This window comes from Amycolatopsis dendrobii (assembly GCF_014145675.1).
Classification (GTDB): Bacteria; Actinomycetota; Actinomycetes; order Mycobacteriales; family Pseudonocardiaceae; genus Amycolatopsis; species Amycolatopsis dendrobii.
On sequence record NZ_JACGZW010000003.1, the window covers coordinates 132,751 to 143,939 of the forward strand.

Consider the following 11,189-nt stretch of genomic DNA (forward strand, 5'->3'; position numbering starts at 1 on the left):
GAGGCCCCTAGGTGCACCTCTCCTGGCTCGACGGCAGCCCCGATGCCCTCGCCGCCCTCGACGCCGCCCTCACGGCCGCTCTCGACGGCGGCCCCGCCGTGCTGCCCCTGAACTCCGCAGACCCGTCGGCTCCCGCGTTGCTCGAGGCGATGGCCCCGGAACAGCCGGTCGAGCCGGACACCGCCGTGGTGATCGCCACGTCCGGGTCCACCGGAGCGCCGAAGGGAGTGCTGCTGTCCCCGCGCGCGCTCATCGCGTCCGCGACGGCCACGCACGCCCGGCTCGGCGGCCCCGGACACTGGCTGCTCGCCACCCCTGCGCATTACATCGGTGGCCTGCAAGTCCTGATCCGAGCGCGGCTCGCGGGCACGAAACCGGCTTTCCTGACCGGCACCGGCTTCCGTCCCGATGAGTTCGCCGCGGCGGCCGCGCCCGTGCTGGCGGAGAACGGCCCTCGCTACACCGCGCTCGTCCCGACCCAACTGGTGCGGCTCCTCGATGACGGCGGCGCTGGCCTTGCCGCTGCGAAGGCGTTCGACGGCATCATCCTGGGCGCCGCCGCGACCTCGCCTGCGCTGCGCGCGCAAGCGGCCGAGGAAGGCGTGCGGATCATCCCGTCGTACGGCATGAGCGAGACCGCCAGCGGCTGCGTCTACGACGGCGTCCCGCTCGACGGTGTCCGCGTGGAGCCCGATGCTGACGAGCGCCTGTGGATCTCCGGCCCGGTCCTGTCGCACGGCTACCGCCTCGCCCCGGAACTGACCGCGGAGTCGTTCCGGGACGGCTCTTTCCGCACCTCCGACCGCGGCCGCCTGCTGCCCGACGGACGGATCGAGGTGCTCGGACGCGCGGACGACGTCATCAACACCGGCGGGGTCAAGGTGTCCGCCGCCGCGATCGAACGCCTGCTCGGCGCACAGCCCGGGGTGCGGGACGCGTGTGTGGTCGGCATTCCAGATCCGCAGTGGGGCGAGGCAGTGGTCGCGATGGTGGTGGCTTCAACCGACGAGGCTGCGCTGCGGGCTGCGGTCCGGGCTGAACTGGGTGCTGCCGCGACGCCGAAACGCATCGAGTTCGTGAGCGAGTTGCCCCTGCGCGGGCCGGGAAAGATCGACCGCCAGGCAGTGGCCGCCGCCCTCCGAACGCGCTGAACGGGTTCACCGAACGGGTGAAGATCGCATGGCGTTGAATGGACCCCATGGCGACAGTCAGTGAGTGGATCGAAGGCGCTCGGCCGAGGACGCTGCCGAACGCGATCGCGCCGGTCGTGGCGGGCGTCGGGGCGGCGATCGCGCTCGACGGGTTCTCCTGGTTACGGTCGCTGCTCGCCTTGCTGGTCGCGTTGTCGCTGATCATCGGCGTGAACTTCGCCAACGACTACTCCGACGGCATTCGCGGCACCGACGAACACCGCGTCGGCCCGCTGCGGCTCGTCGGTTCCGGGGCCGCGAATCCGAAGGCCGTGCTGCGTGCCGCGCTGACCTCGCTCGGTTTGGCCGGAGTGCTCGGCCTGACGCTCGTCGCGCTGAGCGGATACTGGTGGCTGCTCGCGATGGGCGCGCTGTGCATCCTCGGCGCCTGGTTCTACACCGGCGGCAAAAAGCCTTACGGCTACTACGGTTTGGGCGAGATCGCGGTCTTCGTGTTCTTCGGTCTGGCCGGCGTCCTCGGCACGGTTTACGTCCAGGCCGGTCGCGTCAGCGGGGACGCGCTGGGCTGCGCGGTAGCGGTCGGCTCGTTCTCGATGGCGGTGCTGGTCGCGAACAACCTGCGCGACATTCCCACCGACATCGAGTCCGGCAAGCACACCCTTGCGACCCGCATGGGCGACGGCGGCACGCGAAAGCTCTACCTGACCCTGGTGACGGTTCCGTACGCGCTCACCGTGCTGATGGGGATCTGGCACCCGCTGCTGTTCATCACCTTCGTGACCGCGCCGCTGCTGCTGAAGCCGATCAAGGCCGTCGGCGGTGGCGGCAAGGGGCGGGAGCTGATCCCGGCCCTGCGTGACACCGGCATGGCGATGCTGGCCTGGGCGGTGCTGAGCGCGGTCGCGCTGGCGCTCTAAAGGCCGCTCCGATACCGCCCCGGCGTCGTCCCGATGACGGCGGTGAACGCCGCGATGAAGCCGCTGGGATTGGCCCAGCCACAGGCGTAAGCAGTGCGGACGGTGTCGTGACCGTCGGCGAGCAGAACCAGTGCGTGGTAAATCCGGAGCTGAGTGCGCCACTCGTAGAAGGTCATGCCGAGTTCGTTGTGGAACAGCCTGCTGAGGGTGCGCGCGCTGGCTCCGATCGACTTCCCGAGTTCGGCGAGAGTGGCGTTGTCCGCCGGATTCTCGTGCAACCTCTCGGCGATCGCCCGCAGCCGGTCGTCCCGGGGCGCGGGCAGTTGCAGCGGCGGGTCGGGTGCTTCGCGGAGTTCGTCGACGAGGACCCGGTGGAGCCGAGTGAGCGCGGAGCCGCGGTAGCCGGCGCCCTCGTAATTGTGCGGGCCGGTCAGCGCGAGCAGGACCTCGCGAGCCAGGCCGGAGGTCCGGAACACGGCCGGACGGTCCGAGATGAGCCGGGCCAAGGACGGCGCGAGGAAGACGATCCGGATGTCGGTGTCGCCGTGCGCGCGGTGGAAATGCGGGAACCCAGCGGGCGTCCAGGCGACTCGGTTGGCGGGCGCGAGCGACGTGCCGTACTCGGTCTGCACGACGAGAACGCCGCGAGCCGCGTAGACCAGGTGGCCTCGCTCGTGTGACTGCAGTTCGCTGGTTTCGCCGGAGGGCCAGAGGTGCCTGCCGCCGGAGGGCCACAGGTACGAGGTGATTTGGCGGGGAACGGGCATCAGGTGGCATTCTAGCGTTAACAAGCCAGGTGGAGTTCTTGAAAGGCTTTCTCTCGAAGAAGCTGTTGCGGCTCAAGGGAGAAATGCATGTCGACGTTCGTTCTCGTGCCCGGTGCTTGGCACGGTGGCTGGGTATTCGAGGCGGTGGTGCCGCTGCTGGAGCGCGCCGGGCACACCGCGCACGCCTTGACCCTGACCGGTCTGCGTCCGGACGACGACGCCGCGACGGTCGCGGGCGCCAACCTCGACACCCACGCCGACGACGTAGTGGACCTGCTCGATCGCGCCGACATCACCGACGCGACGCTCGTCGGCCACAGCTACGGCGGGATGGTGATCGCCGCCGCGGCCGACCGGGCAGGCGGCCGGGTCTCCCGCGTCGTGCATCTCGACGGCTACGTGCCCGACGACGGCGATTCGTGCTGGTCATCGACCACCGAGGCGTACCGGCAGGCGTTCGTGACCGGTGCCGCGGACACCGGGTACGCCGTGCGCCCGCCGGAACGCGACGGCCGGGATGCCCGGCGCCGTCCGCATCCGCTCGCCTCGCTGCTCCAGACGATCCAGCTCACCGGGGAGTTCGCCAAGGTCCCCCGGCGCGAGTTCGTCTACTGCTCCGGATGGGAAGGCACGCCCTTCGCCGAACTCCGGAACCGGCTCGAAGCCGACCCGCGGTGGCAGGTCCACGTTCTCCCCACCGCCCACAACGCGATGCGCGAAGACCCGGAAGGCGTCGCGAAACTGCTGAACGACTAACCCTGGAACTGGCCGGTGGGCAGGGACTCGTCGAACCGAGCCAGGTCGCGCCTCTGCTCACCGAACCGTTCATCTGAAGCCGATCAGCCGGGACGGCACCGAGCGCGGCAGCTCTAGCGACCGACCGCGATCGCCTGCCACTCCACGAACTCCGCCAGCCCGTGCGAGCCGTACTCGCGGCCGACCCCGCTCGCCTTGAACCCGCCGAACGGAGCGTTCCCGTGCCGCGGCGCGCCGTTGACGTGGAAGGTGCCGGTCCGCACCGCACGCGCGATCTCGACCCCGTGCTCGGCGTCGGCCGTCCACACGCCGCCGCTCAGCCCGTAGTCGGAGTCGTTCGCGAGCCGGATCGCCTCGTCCTCGGTGTCGAACGGGATCACCACGAGCACCGGCCCGAAGATCTCCTCCCGCGCGATCCGCATGTCGTTCGTGACGTCGGCGAACACTGTCGGGCGCACGTAAAACCCGTTCGCCAGTTCGGGATTCGCGAGCGGCTCGGCGCCGCCCGCCGCGATCCGCGCACCCTCCTCGACGCCCAGCCGCAGGTACGACAGCACGCGCTCGTACTGGTCGCGGCGCACGATCGGCCCGACGAAGGTGTCCGGCTTCGCCGGGTCGCCGACTACGAGTCCGTCGGCCATTTCCGCGAGCGCGGCCACGACCTCGGCGTACCGCTCGCGCGCGGCGAAGATCCGCGTGTGGGCCACGCACATCTCGCCGTTGTTGGCGAACGTCGCGGTCCGGATCCCTTCGGCCACGGTCTTCGGGTCCGCGTCCGCGAGCACGATCGCCGCGGACTTTCCGCCGAGCTCCAGCCCGACACGTTTGAACTGTTCTCCCGCGAGCGACGCGATCCGCCGTCCGGCCGCCGTCGAGCCGGTGAACGAAATCTTGTCCACGCCAGGGTGCGTCACCAGGTACTCGCTGACGTCGCGGTCCGCCGCGAACACGCTCACCACGCCGTCGGGGAATCCCGCCTCGGCGAAGATCTCCGCCAGCACCATCGCGTCGAGCGGGGTTTCCGGGGCCGCCTTCAGCAGCACCGGGTTGCCCGCCAGCAACGCCGGGATCAGCTTCACCAGCGCGGCCGAATGCGGCGAGTTCCACGGGATCACCGCCGCCACCACGCCGACCGGCGCGGCGCGCACGATCGTCCGGTTGCCGGCCTCGTCGGTCAGCGTCTCCTCCCAGGCGAACTCGCGCGCGGTCTCGAGCCACGCGGCCGTGCGCTCGGGAAGGTTGTGCTGAGTCCAGCCGGTGAACCAGTTCGGCGAGCCGTTCTCCGCGGTGATCAGTTCGGCGATTTCGTCGGCTCGGGCGGCGTGGAGTTCGTTGAACCGCTCGACCAGGCGCAGGCGCTCGGCTAACGGAGTTCTCCCCCACGGTTCGAGCGCCCGCCGAGCCGCCGCCACCGCACGGTCGACGTCCGCCGTCGAAGCCTTCGGCGCGGTGCCCACCAGCGCCCGGTCGTGCGGCGATCGGACTTCGAAGGTGTCGGTCGTCGCGGGCTCGGTCCAGCGGCCGCCGAGGAAGAGCTGGTCGTAGGTACGCATCAGGATCTCCTGCCGAAGAGTTAACGGAACACTGCTCTCTTGTTCTCGAAGTTAACAGGACGCTGTTCTTTTAGCAAGAGAGCAGTGTCCTGTTACACTGCGAGGCGTGTCCGACTTCCAGCGCGCCCGCAGCCCCGAGCAGGTGGAAGCCCGCCGCGAGGCGATCCTCGACGTGGCCGAAGAGCTGATGACGGAGTCGTCCGTCGGCGAAATCAGCATGCGCGAACTGGCCCGCCGGGTAGGCCTGTCGGCGTCGAACGTCGCGCGCTACTTCCCCACGCGGGAGGCCGTCTACCTGGAGGTGCTCGACCGTGCCCGCGGCGCGTGGCTCGACTCGCTCACCCTCGACGGCGATCTCTCGGAGGTCGCCGCGACCATCGCCGCTTCCCTAGCCGCGCGGCCAATCCTGTGCGAACTGATCAGCGTGCTGGCGAACGTGCTGGAGCGGAATGTCTCGACGGAGATCGCGCTGGACTACAAGCTGCGGTCGGCGAAGCACAACGCCCGCACCGCCGACCTGCTGCACGCCGCGCTGCCCGGCCTTTCCGCGGAGACCGCGCAAGAACTGTCGGCCGCGATCTTCATGTTCACCGCGGGAATGTGGCCGCTGGCGCACCCGAACGAAGCGGTCCGGGAAGCCATCAAGGATCCTCGCCTCGCCGGCTCCCGCCTCGACTTCGAGAACCGGTTGCGCCGGTTGATCGTCGTGCTGACGCTTGGCTACCAGGAAGCTAGGCGTCGAACCGGCCAGTGAGCAGGAACTCGTCGAACCGCGCCCGGTACGGCGCGAGGTCGATCCCCTGCTCGCCGAGCCATTCGTCCGAGTAGTACGTGTTCGCGTACCGCTCGCCGCCGTCGCACAGCAGCGTCACCACCGAGCCCGCCTGGCCGTCCGCCAGCATCCGCGAGATCAACTGGAACGCGCCGTACAGGTTGGTTCCGGTCGAGCCGCCCGCCCAGTGTCCGGTGCGGTCGCGCAGCAAGCGGATCGCCGCCAGGGAACCGGCGTCGGGCACCTGGAACATCTCGTCGATCACGCCGGGCACGAAAGACGGTTCGCAGCGCGGCCGTCCGATGCCTTCGATCCGCGACGGCATGCCGGTCGCGTAGTCGGCCGCGCCGGTTTCCCACGCGCCGTAGAACGACGAGTTTTCCGGGTCCACCACGCAGATCTTCGTGGTGTGCCGCTTGTACCGGACGTAGCGGCCGAACGTCGCGCTCGTCCCGCCGGTGCCCGCACCGACGACGATCCACGACGGCACCGGATGGCGTTCGGCGCGCATCTGCGCGAACACCGATTCGGCGATGTTGTTGTTGCCGCGCCAGTCGGTCGCGCGCTCGGCGTAGGTGAACTGGTCGAGGTAATGCCCGTTGCACTCGGCGGCAAGCCGCTCGGCCTCCGGGTACATCGCCGGGGCCGCGTCGACGTAATGGCATTCGCCGCCGTAGAACTCGATGAGCGCGATCTTTTCCTTGCTCGTCCGCCGCGGCACGACGGTCACGAACCGCAGGCCGAGCATCCGCGCGAAGTACGCCTCGGACACCGCCGTCGAGCCGCTGGACGCCTCGACCAGCACGGTGTCCGGGCCGATGTGCCCGTTGACCAGGCCGTACAGGATCAGCGAACGCGCGAGGCGATGCTTGAGCGAGCCGGTCGGGTGCACCGACTCGTCCTTCAGGTAAAGGTCGATACCCCATTCCGGCGGCAGCGGGAAAACGTGCAGGTGGGTGTCGGCGCTGCGGTTGGCGTCGGCCTCGATGATCCGGACTGCTTCGCGGACCCAGGCGCGGCTGTGCGGTTTGCTCATGCTGCGGAATCGTCGGCCGAGGTCTCGCCGCGCAGCTGCGAACGCAGCTGGGCACGAGCACGCGCGCGGGATTCGTTGCGCTTGGCCAGACCAGCCGTCACGCGCTGGTTCAGGCCGCGCAGGAGCAGCAGGCCAAGCGGAAGGCCGACGACGAGGCCGATCAGCAAAGAGACCAGCAGCGGCACGCCGATCAGCGAAAGCACGACCGCGACCACCGCGACGAGCGCGAACCGCGCGATCAAGTACACCGTCAGGTCACGGGGAAGGTGGTCCGGTGTCTCGCTCACACCGAAACAGGCTACGCCCCGCTCGGCGAGTCCTCGTCCAGGCCCGCGTTGTTGGGGCGGCCCTCGAACCGGGTGGAGAGCACCACCGTCGTGTTGGTGCGGCCGACGCCGGGGATGCGGCGCAGCCTGCCGAGGGTGAGCTCCAGCTCGTCGACCGTCGAAACCCGCACCTTTACTACGAAGGCCTCGTCGCCCGCGACCGCGTAACAGCTCTCCACCTCGGGCAGTTCGCCGAGCGAAGCCGCGACGTCCTCGTCGGTGGCGGTGTCGGTGGGATGGATGCCGACCAGCGCGGTGACGCCGAGTCCGACCGTGTTCGGGTCGACCATCGCGTGGTATCCGGTGATCACGCCCGCCGCCTCGAGTTTCCCGACGCGTTCGTGCACCGACGACGCGGAGAGCCCCACCGTCCGGCCGAGGTCGGCGTAGGTAGCCCGGCCGTTGGCCCGCAGCTCGGCGATGATCTTCCGGTCCAGCTGATCCACCGGCTCATTATGCGGCGCGTCCCCGCGACCGGCTCATCCCGGTAGGCCCCGGAATGTCTCCTGCGTCACAGCAACCTCAGCGCCGGACGCCGCCCAGACTCGGCCTTTGCTTGGTCTTTACCCGAATCTCGCCGCAGCTGATCGGAAAATACCTGGTCAGCGGGACGCGAGCGGGCCCCGAGCGATCCTGAGAATCTGCTGAGTTATGTCCCTTTTGCACTTTAAGGGCTCTTTACCCAAGGACAACCGTTCGAGTACCCGACGGGTGAAGTGCCACGATTGCCGCGTTGGCCACCCGGGCGCGACGGGCGAAATCGCCCGATGCCCCCGGTATAGCAAGTTGGGCGTTAAGGAGGCGGAAAATGACCGCAACCATGGGCGGACGGTTGCTCACCCCGGGTGAGGTGGCCGCTCTGTTCCGGGTGGACCCGAAGACCGTGACCCGCTGGGCCACCGCGGGCCGGATCGGCTCGATCCGGACGCCGGGCGGGCACCGCAGGTTCCGCGAGTCCGAGGTGAACGACCTTCTGGCCGAGCTCACCACGGACGCGAGCGAGCCGACCCGCAAGATCTGACCAGCGGGTCTCGAACACGCCGAAGGGTCGTGACTGGCAAGGGGTGCCTCCCGCATCGCTTGCCGGTCACGACCCTTCGCCGCGTTCCGGCCAGTCCCGTAACGTTCTCCGCGACCACCACCCGAGATCGCGATCTCGGCGCCACGGCGGAAGCCGGGGCGGTCGAATACCGCTAATCTGGGGAGCCAGCACGACGGAAGGACCCGGGCATGATTCCTTTGCTCGCAGCGGTGGGCGCGATCACCATCGCCGTTCTGTTGTGGCGGGCACTCGGCGCGCAGCGGATCAGCGTCCCGCAGCGCCGCCCGGCCGTCGCTCCCGACGACGATCCCGAATTCCTGCGCAAGCTCTCCGAACAGCAGCGCAACCGCCCAACGGACGAGAACGACTCCTGAGACCCGGGCTCGCCACCACCCGAGATCGCGCCGGTTTCTGGACTGAGCGATGCGACCGGCTCCGAGGCCGGGCGAATCGGGAGGGAAGAAACCGGCTGCCCGGCGGAGCCGGGGGAATCAAGCTCTGCCGTTGAACCCGTCCGCGACCGTCGCCGCCAGTTCCAGCAGCGCTAGCCGGGTGTCTCCGCCCAAGCGCTCCAGCTCGATCTCCGCGCCCTCTTCCAGGTGCGCGTCGAACGGGATCCGGCACACCGAGCGCACCTTCGCGCCGAAGTGCGCGGCCAGCTTGTCCAGATCGACCGAACTGCCCTTCGGGCGCACCGAGTTGATCACCACGACCGAGCGTTTCACCAGGTCGCCGTAGCCGTGCGCCTCGAGCCAGTCCAACGTCGCCGATGCGCTGCGGGCCCCGTCGACCGAACCGGAGGACACCACGACCAGCGAGTCCGCGACGTCGAGGACGCCCTTCATCGCCGAGTGCATCAAACCGGTGCCGCAGTCGGTGAGCACGATGTTGTAGAAGTGCTCGAGCAGGTTGACCGTGCGCCGGTAGTCGTTCTCGGAGAACGCCTCCGACACCGCCGGATCCTGTTCGCTGGCCAGGATTTCCAAGCGGCTCGAACCCTGCGACGTGTACGACCGGACGTCGCTGTAGCGCGTGATCTTGTCCGCGTCGCGCAGCAGGTGCCGCACGGTCGCGGTGGTCTCGATGGCGATCTTCTGCGACAGCGTCCCCCGGTCCGGGTTCGCGTCCACCGCCACCACCCGGTCGCCGCGCAGAGACGCGAAGGTCGCGCCGAGCGTGGTCGTGGTCGTGGTCTTGCCGACGCCGCCCTTGAGGCTCAGCATCGCGATCTTGTAGCACCCGCGCAGCGGCTGGTTGACCCGCGCGATCAGCTCGCGCCGGCGCGTGTCCGCCGGGCTCTCCCCCGGGTTGATCAGCTTGCCGCTGCCCAGGTACACCGCCTTGCGCCAGCCGGACTGCGGCGTGCGCTTCTGCTGTTTCACCAGGTGCGCGGTGGCCAGCTCGTCCGCGCTGGACGCCGGCTGCGGCAGTCCCCCGGCAGGAGCGCCCGGCACGGGAACCGCGCCCGGAGCGGGAACCGGCGTACCGGCCGGAGCGGCGGGCGGCTGCTGGTACCCGGGCGGGGCGGCGTGCTGCGGCTGGTGCGGCTGCGCGGGGGGCTGCAGCGGCGGCAGGTTCTGGTCGTAGTGCGGCTGGTAGCCGCCCGGCTGCGGCAGCGGCTGGTACGCGCCCTGCGGCGGCGGGTCGACGACCTGCGTCGGCTGCGCGTCGTACGGCCCGGTGCCGGGATGCGGCGTCGAGTCGGTGCGTTCCTCGGAGAACATGGCAGCCGGTTCCTGGGCCTGCTCGGACTGCTGTTCCCCGGCAGTCTCTTCACTGGGTCCGGTCACCGTTGCCAACCTCCCGGGTACGTCGAAGGGCCCCTGGTGACGACGGTAGTCGCCCGAGGCGCGGTCCGGGCGGTGGACCCCCGGCTCAGCTCACTCCGGCGTAGGAATGCAGTCCGACGGTCACCAGGTTGACGAAGAACAGGTTGAAGATCGTCGCGGCGAACCCGACGATGTTGATCACCGCCGCGCGGGTCCCTCGCCAGCCCGCGGTGGCCCGGGAGTGCAGGTATGCCGCGTAGATGACCCACGCGATGAACGCGACGGTCTCCTTCGGGTCCCAGCCCCAGAACCGGCCCCACGCCGCCTCGGCCCACACCGCGCCGCACAGCACGCCGAAGGTGAAGATCGGGAACGCCACGATGGTGGCGCGGTAGGCGATGCGGTCGAGCACGTCAGCCGCGGGCAGCTTCGGGCCGAACCCGGCGAACTTGGCCGGGTTGCGGTCGTGCGCGGTGCGGAAGAGGTACAGCACGCTCGCCACGCCCGGCACCAGGAACACGCCGGAGCCGATGATCGCGGCGGACACGTGGATCACGAGCCAGTAGGACTGCAGCGCGGGCACGACCGGCGCGGCCACCGTGTACAGCATCGTGCCGTTGATGAACATCAAGATCACGACGGGCAGCAGCAGGAAGCCGGTGAGGTGGCGGACCGGGAACTTCTTGATCACCACGAGCCACGCGACGACGGTGATGAAGGTGACCGCCATGCCGTACTCGTACATGTTGCCCCACGGCGCGCGGTGCACCGCGAGTCCGCGCAGCACGATCGCCGACAGCTGCAGCAGCGCGCCCAGCACGAGCAGCGCCGCGCCCATCCGGCCGATCCGCTCCGCGCGGCCGACCGCGCGCGGGGCTTCGGGCTCGGCCGGGACGTCGCCGTCCTCGATCCCGGCGTCGTCGGAGTCAGGCCCGCCCGCGCCGACCAGCACGCGCTTGCGGCTGCGCTCGGCGGCGAGACGGCCCTTCGCGCCGAATGCCTGCTCGAAGAGCGTGAACAGCAGCGCCAGCACGTAAATCGCCACTGTCGTCGTGTACAGCAGATCGCTGTACTGCGAGAGAGTCTCGTTGATCTCCATG

13 protein-coding genes are annotated in these 11,189 nt (G+C 69.6%); 6 read left to right on the forward strand and 7 right to left on the reverse strand.

Annotated elements, in window-relative coordinates; genetic code table 11:
- The first annotated feature begins 11 nt into the window (after nucleotides 1-11).
- Together menE and H4281_RS08750 are read left to right on the forward strand one after the other, a co-directional pair.
- Nucleotides 12-1,151 (forward strand): o-succinylbenzoate--CoA ligase, encoded by a 1,140-nt coding sequence (gene menE / locus H4281_RS08745; RefSeq protein ID WP_182890383.1) that lies wholly within the window; start codon nucleotides 12-14, stop codon nucleotides 1,149-1,151.
- Between the two features lie 47 nt (nucleotides 1,152-1,198).
- Nucleotides 1,199-2,068 carry a 1,4-dihydroxy-2-naphthoate polyprenyltransferase gene (locus H4281_RS08750; protein ID WP_182890384.1) on the forward strand — a complete coding sequence of 290 codons (870 nt, stop codon included), beginning with the start codon at nucleotides 1,199-1,201 and terminating at the stop codon, nucleotides 2,066-2,068.
- On the opposite strand, the gene H4281_RS08755 is transcribed toward H4281_RS08750, so the two are convergent.
- The gene (locus tag H4281_RS08755) at nucleotides 2,065-2,835 is read right to left on the reverse strand and encodes an AraC family transcriptional regulator (protein WP_182890385.1); all 771 of its coding nucleotides are present in this window, start codon (nucleotides 2,833-2,835) and stop codon (nucleotides 2,065-2,067) included. The two genes, H4281_RS08750 and H4281_RS08755, sit on opposite strands and share 4 nt — an antisense overlap.
- A gap of 87 nt (nucleotides 2,836-2,922) precedes the next feature.
- Between H4281_RS08755 and H4281_RS08760 the strand changes: the two genes are divergently transcribed.
- Nucleotides 2,923-3,591: an alpha/beta fold hydrolase gene (locus tag H4281_RS08760; protein ID WP_182890386.1), complete on the forward strand. Its 669-nt coding sequence runs from the start codon at nucleotides 2,923-2,925 to the stop codon at nucleotides 3,589-3,591.
- A 113-nt stretch (nucleotides 3,592-3,704) separates the two neighbouring features.
- Here the strand turns inward: H4281_RS08760 and H4281_RS08765 are convergent, their stop codons facing one another.
- Nucleotides 3,705-5,144 carry an aldehyde dehydrogenase gene (locus H4281_RS08765; protein ID WP_182890387.1) on the reverse strand — a complete coding sequence of 480 codons (1,440 nt, stop codon included), beginning with the start codon at nucleotides 5,142-5,144 and terminating at the stop codon, nucleotides 3,705-3,707.
- A gap of 106 nt (nucleotides 5,145-5,250) precedes the next feature.
- Between H4281_RS08765 and H4281_RS08770 the strand changes: the two genes are divergently transcribed.
- Nucleotides 5,251-5,898, forward strand: a complete 648-nt coding sequence (locus H4281_RS08770; RefSeq protein WP_220506941.1) for a TetR/AcrR family transcriptional regulator — start codon at nucleotides 5,251-5,253, stop codon at nucleotides 5,896-5,898.
- Here H4281_RS08770 and cds1 read toward each other — a convergent pair.
- Genes cds1 through H4281_RS08785 form a run of 3 tightly spaced genes read right to left on the reverse strand, consistent with a single transcriptional unit; the run spans nucleotide 5,876 to nucleotide 7,724 of the window.
- Nucleotides 5,876-6,952 carry an L-cysteine desulfhydrase Cds1 gene (cds1, locus tag H4281_RS08775; protein ID WP_182890388.1) on the reverse strand — a complete coding sequence of 359 codons (1,077 nt, stop codon included), beginning with the start codon at nucleotides 6,950-6,952 and terminating at the stop codon, nucleotides 5,876-5,878. The genes H4281_RS08770 and cds1 overlap by 23 nt on opposite strands.
- Entirely contained in the window at nucleotides 6,949-7,239 is a 291-nt protein-coding gene (locus tag H4281_RS08780; protein ID WP_182890389.1) for a DUF4229 domain-containing protein, read from the reverse strand. The genes cds1 and H4281_RS08780 overlap by 4 nt, the downstream gene beginning before the upstream one ends.
- A gap of 11 nt (nucleotides 7,240-7,250) precedes the next feature.
- The gene (locus H4281_RS08785) at nucleotides 7,251-7,724 is read right to left on the reverse strand and encodes an Lrp/AsnC family transcriptional regulator (RefSeq protein ID WP_182890390.1); all 474 of its coding nucleotides are present in this window, start codon (nucleotides 7,722-7,724) and stop codon (nucleotides 7,251-7,253) included.
- 362 nt (nucleotides 7,725-8,086) lie between these two features.
- Here H4281_RS08785 and H4281_RS08790 point away from each other — a divergent pair, with 362 nt between their 5' ends.
- Together H4281_RS08790 and H4281_RS08795 are read left to right on the forward strand one after the other, a co-directional pair.
- Entirely contained in the window at nucleotides 8,087-8,299 is a 213-nt protein-coding gene (locus H4281_RS08790) for a BldC family transcriptional regulator (RefSeq protein WP_009072010.1), read from the forward strand.
- 209 nt (nucleotides 8,300-8,508) lie between these two features.
- Complete coding sequence (locus tag H4281_RS08795) at nucleotides 8,509-8,694, forward strand: hypothetical protein (RefSeq protein WP_182890391.1); 186 nt, start codon at nucleotides 8,509-8,511, stop codon at nucleotides 8,692-8,694.
- A 117-nt stretch (nucleotides 8,695-8,811) separates the two neighbouring features.
- Here H4281_RS08795 and H4281_RS08800 read toward each other — a convergent pair whose 3' ends face one another.
- Together H4281_RS08800 and ccsB are read right to left on the reverse strand one after the other, a co-directional pair.
- Nucleotides 8,812-10,110, reverse strand: coding sequence for a MinD/ParA family ATP-binding protein (locus H4281_RS08800; protein ID WP_182890392.1), 1,299 nt, complete (start codon nucleotides 10,108-10,110; stop codon nucleotides 8,812-8,814).
- 85 nt (nucleotides 10,111-10,195) lie between these two features.
- A complete protein-coding gene (ccsB, locus tag H4281_RS08805) occupies nucleotides 10,196-11,188 on the reverse strand; it encodes a c-type cytochrome biogenesis protein CcsB (protein ID WP_182890393.1) in 993 nt (330 codons plus the stop codon).
- Nucleotide 11,189: the final 1 nt, after the last annotated feature.

Bases quoted from the DNA above. Each gene is read 5' to 3' on its own strand.
- H4281_RS08750 (WP_182890384.1), top strand. From the start codon at position 1,199: ATGGCGACAGTCAGTGAGTGGATCGAAGGCGCTCGGCCGAGGACGCTG.
- H4281_RS08755 (WP_182890385.1), bottom strand. From the start codon at position 2,835: ATGCCCGTTCCCCGCCAAATCACCTCGTACCTGTGGCCCTCCGGCGGC.
- H4281_RS08760 (WP_182890386.1), top strand. From the start codon at position 2,923: ATGTCGACGTTCGTTCTCGTGCCCGGTGCTTGGCACGGTGGCTGGGTA.
- H4281_RS08765 (WP_182890387.1), bottom strand. From the start codon at position 5,144: ATGCGTACCTACGACCAGCTCTTCCTCGGCGGCCGCTGGACCGAGCCC.
- cds1 (WP_182890388.1), bottom strand. From the start codon at position 6,952: ATGAGCAAACCGCACAGCCGCGCCTGGGTCCGCGAAGCAGTCCGGATC.
- H4281_RS08790 (WP_009072010.1), top strand. From the start codon at position 8,087: ATGACCGCAACCATGGGCGGACGGTTGCTCACCCCGGGTGAGGTGGCC.
- H4281_RS08795 (WP_182890391.1), top strand. From the start codon at position 8,509: ATGATTCCTTTGCTCGCAGCGGTGGGCGCGATCACCATCGCCGTTCTG.
- ccsB (WP_182890393.1), bottom strand. From the start codon at position 11,188: ATGGAGATCAACGAGACTCTCTCGCAGTACAGCGATCTGCTGTACACG.